Origin of the sequence: Sphingobium ummariense RL-3 (genome assembly GCF_000447205.1) — a bacterium.
GTDB lineage: Bacteria > Pseudomonadota > Alphaproteobacteria > Sphingomonadales > Sphingomonadaceae > Sphingobium > Sphingobium ummariense.
In genome coordinates this window covers 1-18092 of record NZ_AUWY01000078.1, presented here as the reverse complement: position 1 = coordinate 18092, position 18092 = coordinate 1, and the positions used below count along the sequence as shown (strand labels likewise).

At 67.4% G+C, this 18092-nt stretch carries 20 protein-coding genes and 1 tRNA gene; 12 read left to right on the top strand and 9 right to left on the bottom strand.

The features are described 5' to 3' along the window. Positions 1-57 precede the first annotated feature (57 nt). Positions 58-825: a methyltransferase domain-containing protein gene (locus tag M529_RS35830; protein ID WP_021318064.1), complete on the top strand. Its 768-nt coding sequence runs from the start codon at positions 58-60 to the stop codon at positions 823-825. Here the strand turns inward: M529_RS35830 and M529_RS35825 are convergent. The 4 genes from M529_RS35825 to M529_RS35810 form a co-directional block, all read right to left on the bottom strand. After that, positions 789-1226 carry a hypothetical protein gene (locus M529_RS35825; protein ID WP_021318063.1) on the bottom strand — a complete coding sequence of 146 codons (438 nt, stop codon included), beginning with the start codon at positions 1224-1226 and terminating at the stop codon, positions 789-791. The genes M529_RS35830 and M529_RS35825 overlap by 37 nt on opposite strands. Next, positions 1223-1708 carry a hypothetical protein gene (locus M529_RS35820; RefSeq protein WP_021318062.1) on the bottom strand — a complete coding sequence of 162 codons (486 nt, stop codon included), beginning with the start codon at positions 1706-1708 and terminating at the stop codon, positions 1223-1225. Before M529_RS35820 ends, M529_RS35825 begins: the two co-directional genes overlap by 4 nt. Positions 1709-1784: 76 nt before the next feature. Next, entirely contained in the window at positions 1785-4025 is a 2241-nt protein-coding gene (gene purL, locus M529_RS35815) for a phosphoribosylformylglycinamidine synthase subunit PurL (protein WP_021318061.1), read from the bottom strand. 87 nt (positions 4026-4112) lie between these two features. Further along, positions 4113-4922 (bottom strand): SDR family NAD(P)-dependent oxidoreductase, encoded by an 810-nt coding sequence (locus M529_RS35810; protein ID WP_021318060.1) that lies wholly within the window; start codon positions 4920-4922, stop codon positions 4113-4115. Between M529_RS35810 and M529_RS35805 the strand changes: the two genes are divergently transcribed. Beyond that, positions 4888-5439, top strand: coding sequence for a winged helix-turn-helix transcriptional regulator (locus M529_RS35805; RefSeq protein WP_330217779.1), 552 nt, complete (start codon positions 4888-4890; stop codon positions 5437-5439). The two genes, M529_RS35810 and M529_RS35805, sit on opposite strands and share 35 nt — an antisense overlap. Positions 5440-5563: 124 nt before the next feature. On the opposite strand, the gene M529_RS35800 is transcribed toward M529_RS35805, so the two are convergent. Then, entirely contained in the window at positions 5564-5947 is a 384-nt protein-coding gene (locus M529_RS35800) for a hypothetical protein (RefSeq protein ID WP_021318058.1), read from the bottom strand. 197 nt (positions 5948-6144) lie between these two features. Here M529_RS35800 and M529_RS35795 point away from each other — a divergent pair, with 197 nt between their 5' ends. From M529_RS35795 to queA, 5 genes are all read left to right on the top strand, one after another. Further along, positions 6145-6405, top strand: a complete 261-nt coding sequence (locus tag M529_RS35795; RefSeq protein ID WP_021318057.1) for an exodeoxyribonuclease VII small subunit — start codon at positions 6145-6147, stop codon at positions 6403-6405. Positions 6406-6409: 4 nt separating this feature from the next. Next, positions 6410-7312: a polyprenyl synthetase family protein gene (locus M529_RS35790; RefSeq protein WP_021318056.1), complete on the top strand. Its 903-nt coding sequence runs from the start codon at positions 6410-6412 to the stop codon at positions 7310-7312. A 3-nt stretch (positions 7313-7315) separates the two neighbouring features. Then, positions 7316-7828 carry a pantetheine-phosphate adenylyltransferase gene (gene coaD, locus M529_RS35785; protein WP_021318055.1) on the top strand — a complete coding sequence of 171 codons (513 nt, stop codon included), beginning with the start codon at positions 7316-7318 and terminating at the stop codon, positions 7826-7828. Between the two features lie 90 nt (positions 7829-7918). Continuing rightward, the gene (locus M529_RS35780) at positions 7919-8677 is read left to right on the top strand and encodes a peptidylprolyl isomerase (protein ID WP_021318054.1); all 759 of its coding nucleotides are present in this window, start codon (positions 7919-7921) and stop codon (positions 8675-8677) included. Positions 8678-8699: 22 nt separating this feature from the next. Further along, a complete protein-coding gene (gene queA, locus M529_RS35775; RefSeq protein WP_021318053.1) occupies positions 8700-9728 on the top strand; it encodes a tRNA preQ1(34) S-adenosylmethionine ribosyltransferase-isomerase QueA in 1029 nt (342 codons plus the stop codon). Between the two features lie 7 nt (positions 9729-9735). Here queA and M529_RS35770 read toward each other — a convergent pair whose 3' ends face one another. Together M529_RS35770 and M529_RS35765 are read right to left on the bottom strand one after the other, a co-directional pair. Further along, positions 9736-10074, bottom strand: coding sequence for a DMT family protein (locus tag M529_RS35770; protein ID WP_021318052.1), 339 nt, complete (start codon positions 10072-10074; stop codon positions 9736-9738). A gap of 114 nt (positions 10075-10188) precedes the next feature. Continuing rightward, positions 10189-11121 (bottom strand): DUF2171 domain-containing protein, encoded by a 933-nt coding sequence (locus tag M529_RS35765; RefSeq protein WP_021318051.1) that lies wholly within the window; start codon positions 11119-11121, stop codon positions 10189-10191. Positions 11122-11348: 227 nt separating this feature from the next. On the opposite strand from M529_RS35765, the gene M529_RS35760 reads away from it, so the two are divergent. The 4 genes from M529_RS35760 (at position 11349) to M529_RS35745 (ending at position 13665) form a co-directional block, all read left to right on the top strand. After that, a tRNA-Ala gene (locus M529_RS35760) sits at positions 11349-11424 on the top strand. A gap of 52 nt (positions 11425-11476) precedes the next feature. Continuing rightward, positions 11477-12247, top strand: a complete 771-nt coding sequence (locus M529_RS35755; protein ID WP_021318050.1) for an NUDIX hydrolase — start codon at positions 11477-11479, stop codon at positions 12245-12247. Between the two features lie 3 nt (positions 12248-12250). Continuing rightward, positions 12251-12976, top strand: a complete 726-nt coding sequence (locus M529_RS35750) for an extensin-like domain-containing protein (RefSeq protein WP_021318049.1) — start codon at positions 12251-12253, stop codon at positions 12974-12976. Between the two features lie 80 nt (positions 12977-13056). After that, positions 13057-13665, top strand: coding sequence for a DJ-1/PfpI family protein (locus M529_RS35745; protein WP_021318048.1), 609 nt, complete (start codon positions 13057-13059; stop codon positions 13663-13665). Here M529_RS35745 and trpE read toward each other — a convergent pair. After that, positions 13648-15168, bottom strand: coding sequence for an anthranilate synthase component I (gene trpE, locus M529_RS35740; protein WP_021318047.1), 1521 nt, complete (start codon positions 15166-15168; stop codon positions 13648-13650). The genes M529_RS35745 and trpE overlap by 18 nt on opposite strands. 1 nt (position 15169) lies before the next feature. Then, the gene (locus tag M529_RS35735; protein WP_021318046.1) at positions 15170-17119 is read right to left on the bottom strand and encodes a peptidylprolyl isomerase; all 1950 of its coding nucleotides are present in this window, start codon (positions 17117-17119) and stop codon (positions 15170-15172) included. Between the two features lie 153 nt (positions 17120-17272). Here M529_RS35735 and tpiA point away from each other — a divergent pair, with 153 nt between their 5' ends. After that, a complete protein-coding gene (tpiA, locus tag M529_RS35730) occupies positions 17273-18013 on the top strand; it encodes a triose-phosphate isomerase (protein ID WP_021318045.1) in 741 nt (246 codons plus the stop codon). Positions 18014-18092 lie beyond the last annotated feature (79 nt).

The following is an 18092-nucleotide window of genomic DNA, read 5'->3' as shown; positions in this document are numbered from 1 at the left end:
GGCGGGGTCCTCGATCCATCTGGTCAAGCGGCAGGCGCTCTGCCAATGGGCCTAGCCATGAACAGCCGCCGCAAGCAACGGATAAGCGACGCCTTCGGCGCGGCGGCCGACCGCTATGACGATCATGCCGGGCCGCAGCGGCTGGCGGCGCGGATGGTCGCCGATCTGGCGCAGCGGCAGAAGCCGGACGGGGTGACCCGGATATTGGAGATCGGCTGCGGCACCGGCTTCCTGACGCGTGACATCCCTGCGCGCTGGCCGGGTGCGGAACTGGTGGTAACGGATATTTCTCCCGCTATGCTGGCGAAGGCATCCTCCGATGGCCGGGTGGCGGGCACCTTCCTGGCCATGGACGGCGAGGTGCCGGCCTTTGCCGGCGCATGGTTCGACCTGATCCTGTCCAGCCTGACCTTCCAGTGGTTCGACGATCTGGAAGGCGCGATCGGGCGCCTGGTCGGGCTGTTGCGGCCGGGCGGAAGCCTGATCTTCTCGACCATGGGGCGCGACAGCTTCGCGCGGTGGCGGGCGGCGCATGAAGCCTGCGGATTCTCGGCGGGCGTGCCCGTCTATCCGACACTGGACGATCTTCTCGCTATACTGGCGGGATACGGCGATGCCTTCGCCTTCGGCGAGACGCTGGCGCTGGAGTGCGCGGGCGCGTGGGGCTTGCTCGCCCATCTCAAGGGAATCGGGGCGGTCGTGCCGGGCGAGGGGCGTAGCCCGCTGAGTCCGAGTAACCTGCGCCGGGTGATGGCGAGTTTCGAGGCGGTCGGAGGCAATGACGCCTATCAGATCCTGTTCGGTCGGGTGACGCTGGGCGCTTGACGTGCCGCCTTGCGAATCATCAGCTTCAGCCCCGACCAGACCGCATCGACGGCGCAGACCTTGACGTCGACCAGGTCGGTCGTGGGCAGGATCGTCGCGCGGATGACATCCTCGCTGATGTCGGTTTGCACTTTCGACGCCTTTTTGGGCCAGCTAACCCACAGGAAGCCCGTCGGCGCCAGCAGCGGCCGAAGCATGACGATCTTCGCCTCCATGTCCGCGCGGTGGGTAACGAAGATATGGCCGGCATCGATCGGCGGCTCCGGCAGCGGCAGGAGCACGACGCCGCTGTCGCCGATCTCCTTCGCCACGCTTCCGGGTATGCCGTCCCACCAGGCGCGCTGGCCCGGCTTGAGCGATAGCTTCTTCGCCAGCGGTGTGCCGGAATAGCCGGCGGTCATGCGCGCGTCTGACCGGGGTGGCGCGCCGCGATCCAGGCGATCGGCAGGCCGACCAGGATGCAGTGCGAGAAGATCTGGTTGCCGACGCCCCAGGCGATCCGGCCAAAGGTGCGGCCGGCATAGATGTCGGGTAGCCAGAGTTCCGGCCAGCGTAGCGGCTGGATGATCCAGTACATGACCAGCCAGAGCAGCAGGCCGTAGAACAGGCCGGCGGCTATCGAATGCTGCCGCAGCGCGGGCACCTGTCGCGCCACGGCCATGTAGGCGGCCGCCATGCAGGCCATGATCGCGAAATGTACGGCCAGGCCTATGGTTGCCCAGAACCAGGCGGGATCACCCTTCGCGCCGTCGCCGAAGGGGCCGCTCGCCACGAACTGCAGCACGGCGACGGGCCCCATGTCCGCCATCCCGGCGAACAGGAAGGCGGAAAGGATGTCGAGCGTCCCTGCGATCAACGCCGCCTGGATGATCCTATCGCGCATTACCTGCATCTCCCCTGTCGTCCGGGGGCGATCATGCCAGATTTCGGGGCGTTTGTCCCGCCGGTGCGCGAGTTGGCTACAGCTCCGCGTCCATCAGCTTCGGGAAGAAGCCTTCATGCGCCGCCCGCAAATCGTGCAGCGTGGCCCAGCCGATATTCTCCTCCGCGTCGCCCACTGCCACGGCATCGCCGCCGGTGGCGCCGATGCGGGTTGCCGGGACGCCGGCGGCCTCGGCCCGGGCCAGGATGGTTTCGGCATGGCCGGTCACGACATAACGGCCCTGGTCCTCGCCGAACATCTGGGCGCTCAGCGGCGTCTCGCTTGCCCAGTCAGGTGCAATGGTGGCGCCGATCCTGCCGGCGAGCGCCATTTCGGCGACCGTCACGAGCAGGCCGCCGTCGGATATGTCGTGCACGGCGGTGACTTCGCCCGCCGCCACCAGCGCGCGGACCAGTTCAGCGGCCTGCCGCTCGCCGGCCAGATCGACCGCCGGAGCGTCGCCGTCTTCGCGGCCGTGAATCTCGCGCAGCCAGATCGACTGGCCCAGATGGCCGGCGGTGTCGCCGATCAGGACGATGTCCTCCGCTTCGGCCTTGAACGCCACCGTCGCCATGATGTCGATGTTCGGGAGCAGCCCGATGCCGCCGATCGCGGGCGTGGGCAGGATGGCGGAGCCGCCGCCGGTCGCCTTGGATTCATTGTAGAGCGAGACGTTGCCGCTTACGATCGGGAAGTCCAGTGCCCGGCAGGCGTCGCCCATGCCCTCCAGGCAGCCGGTCAGCTGCGCCATGATCTCCGGCCGCTGCGGGTTGGCGAAGTTGAGGCAGTTGGTGACGGCGAGCGGGGTCGCGCCGACGGCGCTCAGATTGCGATAGCATTCGGCAATCGCCTGCTTGCCGCCCTCATAGGGATCGGCATAGCAGTAGCGCGGTGTGCAATCGGTGCTGATCGCGATGCCCTTCTGCGTCCCGTGCACGCGCACCACTGCCGCATCGCCGCCGGGGCGCTGCACCGTGTCGGCGCCAACCATATGGTCGTACTGTTCCCAGATCCAGCGGCGGCTGGCGATGTCGGGCGATCCCATCAGCGCCAGCAGGTCGGCGCCGATGTCGGCGCTTTCCGGCAGCTCGCCCAGCGGCTTGACGGCTGCCCATGCCTTATAGTCCTCGCGCGGCAACGCCGGCCGGTCATAGAGCGGCGCGTCGTCCGCCAGCGGCGCGAGCGGGATGTCGCACACCGTCTCCCCCTTGTGGACCAGCACCATGCGGCCGGTATCGGTCACCTCGCCGATCACCGCGAAGTCCAGTTCCCACTTGCGGAAGATCGCCTCGGCAAAGGCTTCCTTGCCCGGCTGGAGCACCATCAGCATGCGCTCCTGGCTTTCCGAGAGCATCATCTCATAGGCGGTCATGCCGGCCTCGCGCTGCGGAACCTTGTCCATGTCGAGCCGGATGCCGACGCCGCCCTTCGACGCCATCTCGACGCTGGAAGAAGTAAGGCCCGCGGCGCCCATATCCTGGATCGCGACGATCGCGTCCGAGGCCATGAGTTCGAGGCAGGCCTCGATCAGCAGCTTCTCGGTGAAGGGATCGCCGACCTGAACGGTGGGGCGCTTTTCCTCCGAATCCTCGCCGAAATCCGCGCTCGCCATCGTCGCGCCGTGGATGCCGTCGCGTCCGGTCTTGGATCCCACATAGACGATCGGATTGCCGACGCCTGAGGCCGCCGAATAGAAGATCTTGTCGGTGTCCGCGACGCCTACGGTCATCGCGTTGACCAGGATGTTGCCGTCATAGGCGGGGTGGAAGTTCACTTCTCCGCCCACCGTCGGCACCCCAACGCAATTGCCATAGCCGCCGATGCCATGCACCACGCCGCTGATGAGGTGCTTCATCTTCGGATGGTCGGGGCGGCCGAAGCGCAGCGCGTTCATGTTCGCCACAGGGCGCGCGCCCATGGTGAACACGTCGCGCAGGATGCCGCCCACGCCGGTCGCCGCACCCTGATAGGGTTCGATGTAGCTCGGGTGGTTGTGGCTCTCCATCTTGAAGATCGCTGCCTGACCGTCGCCGATGTCGACTACGCCCGCATTTTCGCCCGGGCCGCAGATGACCTGCGGGCCGGTGGTGGGCAGCTTTTTCAGGTGGATGCGGCTCGACTTGTAGCTGCAATGCTCTGACCACATGACCGAGAAGATGCCGAGTTCCGTCAGGTTGGGCTCGCGCCCCAGGGCCTTGAGGACGCGGTCATATTCTTCCGGGGAGAGGCCGTGTTCGGCGACGGTTTCCGGGGTGATCTGGGGGGCGCTGCTCGACATGAGCGCGCCTTTAGACGGGTGGCGCGAAGGGCACAACCATGTTGCGCGTCGCCGCTCCGCCGAAGGACGAAGCGGCGCATCGCGTGGTCAGGCGGAGATGGGCTCCAGATAACGGTCGGCGACCTGATTGCGCGACAAATGCGGGTGCAGCGCGACCCGCGCCGCATCATAGGCCAGATAGAGCGCCTCGTCAGCGAGCGGCGGAATGGTGACTCCCTCCTGCCGGTCGAAACCCACCAGAGCGGCATCGACCAAGTCGCCAACCTCCATCACGAAACCATCGGGAAAGGCGTCGACATCTTTGCCTGAGCGCTCCCAGATCTCGGTGCGGGTTGCGCCGGGCAGCACCGCCTGGACATGGACGCCACGGTCGCGCAGCTGGTTCGCCAGCGACAGGGACAGGTTCAACAGATAGGCCTTGGTGCCGCTGTAGACGCCGTCGAACATCTCTGGCGCCAGCGCGAGCACCGAGGCGATGTTGACGATGGCGCCCGCGCCGCGTGCCGCAAAGGCGTTGCCGGCTGCCCGCGCGAGCAGCGAGGGCGCGGTGATGTTGAGAGACAGGATGCGGTCAATCGCTGCCGTGTCATTGTCCAGCAGCCCGCCGTGCAGCGACATGCCGGCGTTGTTGACGAGAAGTGAGATCGACGCGTCGCTTTCCAGCCGGGCGATCACGCTGTCGAGTTGGGCGCGATCGGTGAGATCGGCGGGCAGCACGTCCACCTTCACGCCATGGTCGGCCGCCAGCCGCTGCGCCAGCGCTTCCATGCGCGTCGCGTCGCGCGCTACCAGAACCAGGTCATATCCGCGCTCGGCCAGCCGATCGGCATAGGTCGCGCCGATTCCGCTCGATGCGCCGGTGATGAGGGCGGTCCCCTCTGCAGTTGCGTTCTTCATCTTGCTTCTCCGCTTTCAAAGACCCGTTCATCGAGTCACTTGCAAAAAAATAGTGAGTCGCTATCTTTGTGCAATGGACAACGAAGAATATTTTTCCGGGCAATGCCCCATCGGTCGCGCGGCCGCTCGGGCAGGGGACATATGGAGCCTGATGATCTTGCGGGATGCGGGGCGGGGAATGACTCGATTCGAGCAGTTTCGCCTCAGCTTGGGCGTGGCGCCCAACATCCTGACGCGGCGGTTGCGTGCGCTGACGCGGGATGGCTTGCTGGAAAAGCGGCGCTATTGCGAGCGACCGCCGCGGGACGAATATGTGCTCACGCAGGCGGGGCGAGACTTTCTGCCGATCCTCCATGCGCTCGCCGGCTGGTCGGCGCGCCATTGCGGCGGCGGACTGCCGATGAGCCGCGTGGAGGATGTCGAAACGGGTCTGCCGATCGATCCTGTCGTGATCGACCGGCATACGGGCGTGCCGCTCGGCGAGAGGCCGCTGAGGCTGGTTCAGCCGGAAAAGTAGGCAGGCCGCCGGCTTCCTGGCGAGCAGGGAAGGGCAAGGGCTCTCCTGGCAGGCGCTGCTCCCCAACAAAAATGGCCGGTCCCGGCGGGACCGGCCATGCCATGGGAATTAAAGTAGCCCAGGATCAGACGTGGCAGCTCTGCGCAGCCTTGCCGGCAAAGGCGGCGGTGACTTCGGTGCCGCTGCCGCTGACTTCGTAGCCACCGTCGGCCTTGAACGGCTGGCCGGCCTCGGGCGCGGTCAGCTTGGTCGGCGAACCTTCCTTCGTAGTGCGCACGATCGCCGTCTTGTCGTCGCTCATGAAGTCGACGAACAGCAGGCTGTTGTCCTTGCAGCGATACTGGCGGCTGACCTTGACCGAGGGGGGGAGCTCGACCGGCGCGGCGTTCTTGAGCTGCTCTGCCATCGGATCGGCGGGACCGCCGACGACTTCGGGCTGGTCGTTGTTGTTGCAGGCCGAAAGCAGGCCGAGGGCTGCAATGGCAGCGAGGGGGAGATACTGTTTCATAGCGATCCTTTATGTGCACTCGCAACAATATGCGTCAACGCAAAACTGCGCAAATTCCGCCAGCCGAGTGCAACGGCGTCATGACACTATGGTGACGATGGCCAAAATCGCTTTTTCCGTAACGGGCACGAAAAGAACAGGCGGGCGGGCACGACAAGCCGCTTGACCGTTCGCCCGGCCAGGGTCAATGCAGGCGCATGGCCGAGGACAGCACCATACCGCAGCAGGATTTGACGCAGATGTCGTTCGAGGACGCTCTGCGCGCGCTGGAAACGATCGTCCGGCGGCTGGAAAGCGGAGACGTGCCGCTCGACGAATCCATTTCGCTTTATGCCCAAGGCGAAGCGTTGCGCCGCCAGTGCATGGAAAGGCTCCAGGCCGCCGAGGCGCGCATCCAGAAGCTCACCCTGGACCAGAGCGGCGCCGTCACCGGCGCCCAGCCCTTCGGCGCGGACTGATGTCATGGCCGGGGGCGCGGGGGCGCTGGTAAAGGCGCGTGCAAGCGCCGTCGCGGCAGAGATCGACAAGGCGTTCGACAGGCTTCTGCCGCTGCCCGACGATCCGCGAAGGCGGCTCTATGAAGCGATGCGCTACGCGGCCATCGGCGGTGGGAAGCGGTTGCGTCCGCTGCTGGTGCAGGCGACATGCGACCTGTTCAACATCTCGCGCGACTGTGCGCTCCGGGTGGGGCTCGCGGTGGAATGCATCCACGTCTACTCGCTGGTGCATGACGACCTGCCGGCGATGGATGATGACGATATGCGGCGCGGCAAGCTCACGACGCACAAGGCTTTCGACGAGGCTACCGCGATCCTGGCGGGCGACTGCCTGCACGATCTGGCGTTCGAGATTCTGGCGAACGAGGAGACCCATCCCGATCCCTTCGTGCGGGTGGAACTGGTGACGGCGCTCGCGCGCGCCAGCGGTCCTGCGGGCATGGCAGGGGGCCAGATGATGGATCTGGAAGCGGAAAACGCGCGCTTCGACCTTGCAACCGTCACCCGGCTCCAGACGCTCAAGACCGGGGCGCTGATCAGCTTCTGCATCGACGCTGCGGCCATCGTGGCGCGGCTGGCGCCGGAAGGACGGCGGGGCCTGCACGGCTATGCCCGCGATATCGGCCTTGCCTTCCAGATCGCGGACGACCTGCTCGACGTGGAAGGCGATCCGGTGCTGGCGGGCAAGGCGCTGGGCAAGGACATGGCCGCGGGAAAGGAAACCTTCGTTTCCCTGCTGGGCGTGGATCGCGCCCGGGAGCAGGCGGCGCTGTTGGTGGCGCAGTCCAAGGCGCATCTGCACGGCTTCGGCGCGGAGGCCGATCTGCTGCGCGCGATCGCCGACTATATCGTGGAAAGGGATCGATAGACGATGAGCAAGCAGCGCGTTGGCGTCTATCCCGGCACGTTCGACCCCATCACCCTGGGGCACATGGACATCATCCGCCGGGGCGCGAAGCTGGTCGACAAGCTGGTCATAGGCGTCACCACCAATATCGCCAAGTCGCCGATGTTCTCCGACGAGGAGCGGCTGGAGATGGTGCGCCGCGAATGCGCCGGGATCGATACGGAGATCGTCGTCACGGGCTTCAACTCGCTGCTGATGGACTTCGCCGAGTCGCAGGGCGCCAGCGTCATCATCCGCGGCCTGCGCGCCGTTGCTGACTTCGAATATGAATATCAGATGGCGGGCATGAACCAGCAGATCAACAGCCGGGTCGAAACCGTTTTCCTGATGGCCGACGTGTCGCTGCAGCCGATCGCGTCGCGCCTGGTCAAGGAAATCGCGCTCTACGGCGGGCCGATCCACAAGTTCGTCGGCCCCACGGTCCGCGAAGAGGTGGAGGCGCGAGTGGCTGCGCTGGGGCGCAAGGGCGCCGTCTGACGCGCTCAGGCTGCGTTCAGTTGCACATCCTAGAGAGCGCGCTATCAGGGCTGCGTGGCCTTTACCGGCGGATATAGGGATTAGGGATTCATGCGTTTGCGTTCAGCGCTCAAGACCGTCGCGATCGGCCTGGCGGCTTATGCCTCGATCGGTGCCGCGCTGGCCCAGGGCGGCGGTGGCGGCGGCAACAATGCCGAGGAGATGAAGAAGGCGGAGGCCGCTATGCGCGCCGAGCAGAACGCCAAGCAGCTGGGAACGCAGCTGACGCCGCAGCTGCCGCCGGCCACCGTGCCCGCCGACCCGCAGAACATCTGGGATCTTGACCTGTCGAGCGGCGGCCGTGTTCGCATCCAGCTGCGTCCCGATGTCGCGCCGGGCCATGTCGAGCGGATCAAGGAGCTGACCCGGCAGGGCTTCTACAACGGCCTGAAGTTCCACCGCGTCATCCCCGGCTTCATGGCGCAGGGCGGCGACCCGAAGGGCGACGGCACGGGCGGGTCGCAGCTGCCTGACCTCAAGGCGGAATTCAACTGGCTGCCCCATGTGCGCGGTGCCGTTTCCATGGCCCGCGCGCAGAGCGAGGACAGCGCCAACAGCCAGTTCTTCATCGTTCTGCTGCCGCGCATGCAACTCGACAAGAAATACACCGTCTTCGGGCGCGTTATCGAAGGCATGCAATATGTCGATGCCATCGCCACGGGCGAGCCTCCGGCCAACCCGACGACGATCCTCCAGGCTTCGATCGAGAGCGATGGCAAGCCGCCAGTGACGGCGCCTGTTCCCGGCCCGTCCGCGCCGCCCGCGCCGTCGATCCTGCCGTCCGCCCCGTCGACGCCGCCGGCCCAGTAAGCGCCGCGCCGCGGCCGTTGCCATGCGCATAGACCTGTTCGATTTCGACCTGCCGCCTGATCGCATAGCCCTTCGACCGGCGTCGCCGCGCGATTCGGCGCGGATGCTTCTGGTGGACGGCGACCGGCCGTTCCAGGACCGGACGGTGCGCGACCTGCCGTCGCTGCTCCGGCGGGGGGACGTGCTGGTCTTCAACGATACTCGGGTCATTCCCGCGCAGCTGGAAGGGATGCGGGGCGAGGCGCGGATCGGCGCGACGCTGCACAAGCGGCTGGGGCTGCGCCAGTGGCAGGCCTTCCTGCGCAACGCGAAGCGGGTGCGGGAAGGGGACCGGATCGATTTCGGTGCTGATGTCACCGCCATCGCCGGGCCCCGGGACGAGGACGGCTGTGTGACGCTGGATTTCGAGGGCGACGAGCCGGTCGAGCTGCTTCTGGAACGGGCCGGCCGGATGCCGCTGCCCCCCTATATCGCCAGCAAGCGCCCCACCGATGAGCGCGACCGCAGCGATTATCAGACCATGTTCGCGCGGGAGGACGGCGCGGTCGCCGCGCCCACCGCCGCCCTCCATTTCACGCCGGAACTGATGGCCCGTCTGGTAGCTGCCGGCATCGGATCGGAAACGCTGACCCTGCATGTCGGAGCCGGCACCTTCCTGCCGGTGAAGGCGGATGATACCGATGATCACAGGATGCATGCCGAATGGGGCCGCATCGACGCGGCCACCGCCGATCGCCTCAACGCCGTTCGCGCTTCAGGCGGCCGGTTGATCGCGGTTGGCACAACCTCGCTCCGCTTGCTTGAAAGCGCGGCGGACGAAAGCGGCATCATCCGGCCTTTCGCCGACGAAACGCGTATCTTCATCACGCCGGGCTATCGGTTCCGCGCGGTGGACGGGCTGATGACGAATTTCCATCTGCCCAAATCGACGCTGTTCATGCTGGTATCGGCGCTGATGGGGCTGGAGCGGATGCACGCAGCCTATGCCCATGCGATTGCCCAGGGCTACCGCTTCTACAGCTACGGGGATTCGAGCCTTCTGCTCCCCTGAGGCGGCCTCAGCTTCGTCCGACGAACAGGAAGCCCACGGCCGCCAGGATGCAGGCGAAGGCCGCGAGATGGCGCCAGTGCAGCGGCTCGCCCAGCACCGTCACCATGAAGCCGCCGAACACCACGAGCGCGATCGCCTCCTGCGCCACCTTGAGCTGCCCCGCACTCCAGCCATGGGCATAGCCTATCCGGTTCGCAGGCACCGCCAGGCAATATTCGAACAGGGCGATGCCCCAGCTGATCAGGATGACCAGCAGGATCGGTTTTCCCATCCCGCCCTTCAGGTGCCAGTACCAGGCGATGGTCATGAACAGGTTGGAAGCGATCAGCAGCAGGATGGTGGGCATGGCGTACTCGGCATAGGGATGCGCTGCACTAGGGTCGCTGGGTGGAGGAAGGCAAGCGGACATGGAAAAGGCCCGGCATTGCTGCCGGGCCTCTCCATCATTTAAGCCGTGCGTTCAGCGACGCCGATTGTCGTAGCTCGAACTGCTGCTGCTCGCATAGCCCTGGCCGGCCCAGCCGTCGCGGTCCTCGTCCCGGTCGCCAAACAGCGCGCTCTGCTCTCGCTCCGTGCGCCAGGCGTCCTGCGCCTGGGCGGCCGTCCTTTCCAGCGTCACCCTTGTCGCATCGACCGACTTGATCCAGCTCGACGGGATGGAGTGGTGCACACCCCCTGCATCTTCATCGCTTTTCGTCAGGATGATGCGGTCGCCGCGCAGCATGTCGACGGTGCCGACATGCTCGCCGTCGCTGCCGACCACCTCCATATGCTCCCGCACCTGCTGGATCGCCTGGCGCTGCTCGCTCCGGCGGGTACGCCAACTGCCGAACTCGCTGTTGAAGCGGTCGCGATTTTCGCGCTGATACTCGGCATAGTCGCGGTCCAGTTCGTCGATCCGCTGCTGACGCCATGCATGGTAATTGCTGTCATGGTGCGCCCCATAATCCTGCTGCGGTCCATAGGCGCGGACGCGATTGCCATGATCCTCGCTGCCGAAGCCGCTGCGTTCGCCCGTGTAGGGCGCATAGCCGCGCCCAGGCAGATAGCCCCTGCCGCCGGCGGAGGCGAATCCGATACGGCTCGACTGATCGCGCGGGTCGCCATAGGGGCGATCGTAATATTCGTCATATTCGCGGCGACGTTCGGCCTCCTCATCGCCGAACCAGCTGCGGATCTCGTCGCCGGCGCGGTCGAAGAACCCGCGGTCCTCCGGGTCATAGCCGTCCGGTCCCCGGCGATAATCGCCACCGCCGAACTGCCCGCGCGTGCCGTAGCGGTAGCCGCGGTCGTCGCGCCAGTCCCGCGACGCGCGGCTGCGGCCCGATCCGCGGTCCCAATCGCCGTAGTAACGATCATCGCCACCGTAGCGGCGTCCGCCTTGGTAACCCATAGTCACTCTCCTTGATCCGTTTCATCGGCGGCGCGGCAATGGCGCCGTCAGCACACCAATGAGTGATCGAGCCCATCGTTCCGGGCGTTTCGCAGGGGTAACATCCGGCCTGTGCCCCATCTTGCCGCTCGCGGATTCCGCCGCGGCCGGCCCGTTGGGAGCGCGCAAAAAATTACATCGGGGGCGTTGCCAGCCGCAAATCGCTCGCCTATAGGCAGCGCTCCGTTGGGGCCGTAGCTCAGCTGGGAGAGCGCGTCGTTCGCAATGACGAGGTCAGGGGTTCGATCCCCCTCGGCTCCACCAACATTCCGGATTTTACAGTTGCCCGCCGTGCGATTGCCCCTAGGAAGGGGCGATGACGCAAGCGAGCGACGCGGGCCGCCCGGCCGCGACCGTGGTGGTTGTGCGGGATCGACCTGGACTGGCACCCGATATCCTGATGATGGAGCGTGCAGCGACCATGGCGTTCGCGGCGGGGGCGCTCGTTTTTCCCGGCGGTGCGGTGGAAGAGGGGGACTGGACCCTGGCCGAACGCTTCGCCGGACAGCTGGCGCTAGACGATGCTGCGGCTCGGGTGGCCGCCATCCGTGAGACGCTGGAAGAGAGCGGGTTGGGCATCGGTCTCCAGGGCCTGACGGACGCCGCGCAGCCTCTGTCCCTGCGGGCATCGCTGTCGACCGGAGAGAGCATGGGCATGCTGCTGGAGCGCCATGGCCTGGGGCTGGCGCTGGACGAGCTGGTTCCCTTCGCGCGCTGGCACCCCGCCGACGCAGAGCGGGTGCAGCGGATCTACGATACCCGCTTCTATTTGGCGCGCATGCCCGAAGGGCAGGAGGCAAGCGCTGATGGAGCGGAGGCCGTGCGGCTGTTCTGGTACAGCGCGGCCGACACGATCGCGCGCTGCGACGCGGGGGAAGGGCGCATCATCTTTCCTACCCGCCGTAATCTCGAACGGCTGGCGGGCTTTAACAGTTTCGACGAACTGGCGGCCCATGCCGCGTCGACCCCGGTGGAGGCGGTTCGCCCATGGATCGAGCAGCGCGACGGCCGGCCGCATCTCTGCATCCCGACCCATCTGGGCTATCCCGTCTGTTCGGAACCGATTGCCACCGTTTCGCGTGGTTAGGCCATGCGCCGCCTTCACATCCTGCTCCGTCGTTCGCTGGTCCTTGCGGTACTGGCCGCACTGATCTTCATCTCCTATGCGGTCCTCAGGCAGAGGCCGCAGGATCTGCCCTGGACGGAGCTGGATCTGGCGGAACCGATCGGACTGTTTACCGGGCGCAAGCTGGCGGCGCTTACCGGGGAGCCCTCCCAGTGCCGTGCTCTGCTGGACCAGGCGGGCGTCGCCTATGTCGTGATGAAGCCCGGCGGGGAACGGCATTGCGCCTATTCCGACGCCGTGCGGCTGGAGAGCGGGGCAGGCGCTATCGCCCTGTCTCCCGCTTCCGTCGCGCCGTCCTGCCCCGTCGCCGCTGCCTTCAAGCTGTGGGAATGGCAGGTGGTGCAGCCCGCCGCGCAGCGGATATTCGGCCAGCCGGTGAAGCGGGTCGAGCATTTCGGCTCCTACAGCTGCCGCCGCATGTACGGGCGCAGCAGCGGGGATTTCAGCGAGCACGCAACCGCCGACGCGATCGACATCGCCGCCTTCGTGCTGGCGGACGGGCGCCGGATCAGCATCGTCGGCGACTGGAAGGGGGATGGCAAGGATGCGGCTTTCCTGCACGAGGCGCGGGACGGCGCGTGCCGGCTGTTTTCCACCGTGCTCTCGCCGGACTACAACGCCGCGCATCGCGACCACCTGCACCTCGACCAGGCGGAGCGGGGCGCGATGGGCGGGCGGGCCTGCCGCTAGGCCGCAGATCCTTCTGCGGGCAGGCCGCCGGAGGCGAAGCGGCTCTGCCGCAGCGGCGGACGATTTCCTAAGCCTGCCCCATGCAGATCGCGATCCTGACCTTCGACGGCTTCAACGAGCTGGATAGCTTCGTCGCTGCCGGCATCCTCAACCGCCTGCGCAGCCGTGGCTGGGAAGCGCACATCGCCGCGCCCACGCCGGAGGTGCGGTCGATGAACGGCGTGGTCGTGCAGCGGCAGAACCCGCTGGAGTTCGCGCGCGAGGCCGATGCGGTCCTGATCGGCAGCGGCATCCGCACGCGGGAGGTGGCGGCGGACCCGGCGATGCTGGCGCGGATCGCGCTCGATCCTGCACGGCAACTGATTGGAGCACAATGCTCGGGCACGCTGCTGCTGGCGCGGCTGGGGCTGATCGGCGGGCTTCCGGCCTGCACGGACCTGACGAGCAAGCCCTGGGTGATCGAGGCGGGGGTGGAAGTGATCGACGCGCCCTTCGTCGCGCATGGCAATGTCGCGACGGCAGGCGGGTGCCTGGCCTCGCCCTATCTCGCCGCCTGGGTGATCGCCCGGCTCGCCGGGCAGGGTGCAGCGCGGGAGGCGCTGCACTATGTCGCGCCGGTGGGAGAGAAGGACTCGTTCATCGCCCGTGCGATGGCGGCGATCGCGCCCAGCCTATTGGCCGAAGCCTGAGCCCCGGGCGATGGCGACGGCCTCGCGCGCGGCGGCGAGCAGGGCGCCGCTCTTCGCCTCGCATTCGCGTTGCTCATAGGCGGGGTCGCTGTCGGCGACGATGCCCGCGCCAGCCTGAACGTGCATGGTCCCGTCCTTCAGCACCGCGGTACGCAGCACGATGCAGCTGTCCATATTGCCGTCCGGCCCGAAATAACCCACCCCGCCGGCATAGGCGCCGCGCGTCTCGGGCTCCAGCTCGGCGATGATCTCGCAAGCGCGGACCTTGGGCGCGCCCGATACGGTGCCGGCGGGGAAGCCGGCGAACAGGGCGTCGAGCGCATCCTTGCCCGGTGCCAGGCGGCCCACCACGTTCGATACGATGTGCATGACGTGGCTGTAGAATTCGACGGTATAGCTGTCCGTCACTGTGACCGTCCCGGCGGCGGCGACGCGGCCGACATCGTTGCGGCCGAGGTCGAGCAGCATCAGATGCTCGGCCCGCTCCTTGGGATCGGCCAGCAGGCTTTCGCGATTGGCGGCGTCCTCGACCGCCGTCTTGCCGCGCGGACGCGTGCCGGCGATCGGGCGGATCGTTACCTCGCCATCGCGGGCGCGAACCAGGATCTCGGGGCTCGAACCGATCAGCGCGAAGCCGGGCAGGTCCAGATAATAGAGGAAGGGCGAGGGATTGATCCGCCGCAGCGCGCGGTAGAGCGCGATCGGCGGCAGGGTGAAGGGGCTGGTGAAGCGCTGCGCCAGCACGACCTGGAAGATGTCGCCCGCGACGATATAGTCCTTCGCCTTGCTCACCATCTCGCCATAGCGGCCGGGCGCCAGCACCGGGGTCACCTCCACATCGGCGATCTCAGCCGGAGCGGGCAGGGCCGGAATCGGCGCTGCAAGACGGGCGGCGGCGGCGTCGATGCGGTCGAGCGCGGCGGCGATGGCCTTGTCGGGATCGGCGAAGCTTCCTTTCCACACCGGCGCGACGAGGTAAAGCGCGTCGGCCAGCCGGTCGAACACCAGGATGACCGTGGGCCGCACGAACAGCATGTCGGGCAGGTCGATGGGGTTGGGCGCGGGACGGGGCAGCTTTTCCACCAGCCCCACCGTCTCATAGCCGAAATAGCCGACCAGGCAGGCGAGGGCCGGGGGCAGGGCGGGATCGAGCGGCGCGCGGCATTCGGCGACCAGGTCGCGCAGCGCGTCGAGCGCGCCCGTGCCAGCAGGCTGGAAAGCTTCACGGTCGCTCGCCCATTGGCGGTTGATCTGCGCTGTCGTGCCCTCGGCGCGGAAGACAAGGTCGGGGGCAAGGCCGATCAGGCTGTAGCGGCCGCGGACCGCGCCGCCCTCCACCGATTCCAGCAGGAAGTCGCCGCGATCGGGCTCGAACAGCTTGAGCGCGGCGGAGATCGGCGTGTCGGTGTCGGCGATCTGCCGGCGCCAGACCAGCGCCGATTCGCCGGCCGCCAGGGCCGCGCGCGCGCTGTCGACGCCGTCTCTCCCCGTCGCGTCGCCCATCTTATTGGCCGCTGCCGTTGGCGGCGGTCAGCGCCCCCTGCACGCGGGCGGCGGCATCGGCCGTGCGCTTGACGTTCAGTTCCTTCTCGACGGCGCGCTCGAACTGCTGGCCATATTCCTGGCCGACGACCTCGCCGAGCTGGGTGCGGACCTGTTCGAGCAGCGCCTTGTCGCCGCCGGCATCGCCGCGCTTGATGGCGTTCAGCTGCACCACGAAATAGCCCCGGTCGTTGCCGATCGGCAGCGTCTTCACGCTGTTGGCGGCCATCTGGAACAGCATGGCGACCTCGGCGGGCGGGCGCTGGCCGGAACGCAGGATGTCGGCGCGGCGGCCACCCAGCACCTGCGGCGCGGGCAGCTTCACGCCGGCGGCGGCGATCGCATCGGCCATCTTGGTGCCCTTGGCGACCTTCGCCTGGATCTGTTCGGCGAGCGCCTTGGCCTTCAGATTGCCCTGGTTGAGCTTGTACTGAGCCACCACCGCGGCCTTGACCTTGGAGAGCGGGGGCGGGGCCGCGGCGATGATCTCGGCCGGCGCGGCGATCGCATAGCGCTTGTCGGCGACGATCGGGACCAGCTGTGCGTCGTCGTCCTGGCTCATGGCGAAGACGGGCGCGAGCAGCGCCTTCACGTCCGCCGTCGGCTGGTAGGCGACATTCTCGACCTGGCGGCCGGCGGCGAGCAGCGGCGGCGTCACCTCCAGCGCCAGGCCATTGTCCTTCACGACTTCCTCGAAGCTGCCGCCATCGGCGATCTGGTCCTCGATCTTGCCGGTGAAGTCGGTCAGCAGCTGCTTTTCCTTCTGCGCGCGCAGGGTGGTGACGATTTCGCCGCGCACGGCGGCCAGCGCGCGGGCGGGCGTCTCCTGGATGCCAGTGACGCGCAGGATCACCCAGCCGAGCGTGCCGCGCTGCGGCCCGACCAGTTCGCCCTGCTTCGCGGCGAAGGCGGCGTCGGCAATGGCGGCGGAGGTCGCGCCGGCCAGCGCCTGCTTGCTTTGCTCGGTCAGCGTCGATGCCGACAGCCCGGCACCCTGCGCGGCGGCGGCGAGCGACTTGCCGCCCTTCACCTGGTCTGCGATCGCCTGGGCGGCGGCCTGGGTCGGCAGGATCAGCTGTTCGAAGCTGCGGGTCTGCTTGGCGGCGTAAGCGGCCTTGTTCTGATTGTAATAGGCCGCGATCTCCGCATCCGTCGGCTGTGCGGCCTGGGCGAAGCGCTCGCCGTCGATCACAGCGTAGCGGATCTTGCGCTGTTCCGGGATGGTGAAGCGATCGGCGTTGCGCTTGTAATAGTCGGCCAGCTGGGCGTCGGTCGGGTCCTTCTCGTCGAGGAAGGCGACGGCCGGGATCGCCGCGATCGTGCCCTGCCGCGCTTCGAGCAGCAGCGAGGCATAGGGCAGCGCCAGGCTGTCGGACAGCTTCACACCCAGGCCCAGCGGCGCCATCATCTGCTTCTGCAGGATTTCCCGGCTGATGTCGTCACGCAGCGCCTGCTCGGTGATGCGCTCGCGCAGCAGCAACTGGCGGAAATTGTCCTGGCTGAAATTGCCGGCAGCATCCTGGAAGGCGGGGATCTGGGCGATCTGCGCATCCACCAGGCGCTTGGAGATATGGATGCCCTGGTCCTTCGCATATTCCTTCAGCGTCAGGGCGCCGACCATCTGGTCGTAGATCTGCTGGACGCCGCCCTGCGCGAAGAAGGCACTGATCTGAAGGCCCGGGTCGGAACGGCGGGCGTTTTCGAACACGCGCTGCGCCCGGTCCTGCACTTCGCTGAGCGTCAGGCGCGCGCCGCCAACCTTCGCCACCGTCTCGCGGTTGCCGGTCACGCCGCCGAAGCCGCCGCTGCTGATGTCGCCCAGGATGAAGGCGGCCGCGATCACGCCCAGGAACAGGATGGCGATCAGGGCGCCGAATTTGGAGCGGATGAGGCGGCGGAAGACAGAGAGCATGGACGGGTCCGGTACAGCGGATTGAATGGCGGCCCGCTTTAAGGGCGGATCGACCCGGCGGCAAGTGCGGCTTGGCCCGCTGGTGCTGGACAAATGCGGGAAGGCCGTTCATCGCGACCGGGTGCAGCAACGATAACAGGGGAATGACGGACGATGAGCAGGCGCAAGCTGGTGGTCGGCAATTGGAAGATGAACGGGATGAGGGCCCATCTGGACGAGGTGGAGGCGATCGGGCGGATCGCGGCCGAGCATCCCGCGGTCGAGGTGGGGCTGTGCCTGCCTGCCACGCTCATCATGGCCGCCGATGCCCTGCGCGGTGCGGCCTTCATCGGCGGGCAGGACAATCACTGGAACGCCAGCGGCGCGCATACCGGCTGCCTGTCGGCGGAGATGCTGGCGGAAGCCGGTGCGCAATGGGTCATCGTCGGCCATAGCGAGCGGCGCGACGCGCAGGGCGAGTCCGACGCCGAGGTGGCGGCCAAGGCGGCGGCGGCCCATGCCGCCGGGCTCAAGGTGATCCTGTGCGTGGGCGAGAGCCTGGAGGTGCGCGACGCCGGCGGCGCGGAGGCGGTGGTGTCGGCGCAACTGCTCGCCTCGCTGCCCGAGGGCGCGGCGGCGGACTGGCTCGCCATCGCCTATGAACCGATCTGGGCGATCGGCACCGGGCGTATACCCACGATGGAGGCGGTCGCCTCTATGCACGCTGCCTTGCGGGCGGCGCTCGCGACCCGGATCGGCAGCGAGGCGGAAAAGATGCGTATCCTCTATGGCGGATCGATGAACGGCGACAACGCCGCCGACCTGATGGCGATTGCGGACGTGGACGGCGGGCTGGTGGGTGGCGCCAGCCTCACCGCCGCCAAGTTCGGGCCGGTGATCGCGGCGGCGGGGTAGGGGACGGGGCAGCTAACGGCCAGAGGCGGACATACTATCCTCCCCTGTAGGGGGAGGGGGACCACGAAGTGGTGGAGGG

Excerpts from the sequence above, each read along its gene's own strand:
- M529_RS35830 (WP_021318064.1), top strand. The coding sequence starts at position 58 with ATGAACAGCCGCCGCAAGCAACGGATAAGCGACGCCTTCGGCGCGGCG.
- M529_RS35825 (WP_021318063.1), bottom strand. The coding sequence starts at position 1,226 with ATGACCGCCGGCTATTCCGGCACACCGCTGGCGAAGAAGCTATCGCTC.
- M529_RS35820 (WP_021318062.1), bottom strand. The coding sequence starts at position 1,708 with ATGCGCGATAGGATCATCCAGGCGGCGTTGATCGCAGGGACGCTCGAC.
- purL (WP_021318061.1), bottom strand. The coding sequence starts at position 4,025 with ATGTCGAGCAGCGCCCCCCAGATCACCCCGGAAACCGTCGCCGAACAC.
- M529_RS35805 (WP_330217779.1), top strand. The coding sequence starts at position 4,888 with ATGAGGGCGGTCCCCTCTGCAGTTGCGTTCTTCATCTTGCTTCTCCGC.
- M529_RS35810 (WP_021318060.1), bottom strand. The coding sequence starts at position 4,922 with ATGAAGAACGCAACTGCAGAGGGGACCGCCCTCATCACCGGCGCATCG.
- M529_RS35800 (WP_021318058.1), bottom strand. The coding sequence starts at position 5,947 with ATGAAACAGTATCTCCCCCTCGCTGCCATTGCAGCCCTCGGCCTGCTT.
- M529_RS35795 (WP_021318057.1), top strand. The coding sequence starts at position 6,145 with ATGGCCGAGGACAGCACCATACCGCAGCAGGATTTGACGCAGATGTCG.
- M529_RS35790 (WP_021318056.1), top strand. The coding sequence starts at position 6,410 with ATGGCCGGGGGCGCGGGGGCGCTGGTAAAGGCGCGTGCAAGCGCCGTC.
- coaD (WP_021318055.1), top strand. The coding sequence starts at position 7,316 with ATGAGCAAGCAGCGCGTTGGCGTCTATCCCGGCACGTTCGACCCCATC.
- M529_RS35780 (WP_021318054.1), top strand. The coding sequence starts at position 7,919 with ATGCGTTTGCGTTCAGCGCTCAAGACCGTCGCGATCGGCCTGGCGGCT.
- queA (WP_021318053.1), top strand. The coding sequence starts at position 8,700 with ATGCGCATAGACCTGTTCGATTTCGACCTGCCGCCTGATCGCATAGCC.
- M529_RS35770 (WP_021318052.1), bottom strand. The coding sequence starts at position 10,074 with ATGCCCACCATCCTGCTGCTGATCGCTTCCAACCTGTTCATGACCATC.
- M529_RS35765 (WP_021318051.1), bottom strand. The coding sequence starts at position 11,121 with ATGGGTTACCAAGGCGGACGCCGCTACGGTGGCGATGATCGTTACTAC.
- M529_RS35755 (WP_021318050.1), top strand. The coding sequence starts at position 11,477 with ATGACGCAAGCGAGCGACGCGGGCCGCCCGGCCGCGACCGTGGTGGTT.
- M529_RS35750 (WP_021318049.1), top strand. The coding sequence starts at position 12,251 with ATGCGCCGCCTTCACATCCTGCTCCGTCGTTCGCTGGTCCTTGCGGTA.
- M529_RS35745 (WP_021318048.1), top strand. The coding sequence starts at position 13,057 with ATGCAGATCGCGATCCTGACCTTCGACGGCTTCAACGAGCTGGATAGC.
- trpE (WP_021318047.1), bottom strand. The coding sequence starts at position 15,168 with ATGGGCGACGCGACGGGGAGAGACGGCGTCGACAGCGCGCGCGCGGCC.
- M529_RS35735 (WP_021318046.1), bottom strand. The coding sequence starts at position 17,119 with ATGCTCTCTGTCTTCCGCCGCCTCATCCGCTCCAAATTCGGCGCCCTG.
- tpiA (WP_021318045.1), top strand. The coding sequence starts at position 17,273 with ATGAGCAGGCGCAAGCTGGTGGTCGGCAATTGGAAGATGAACGGGATG.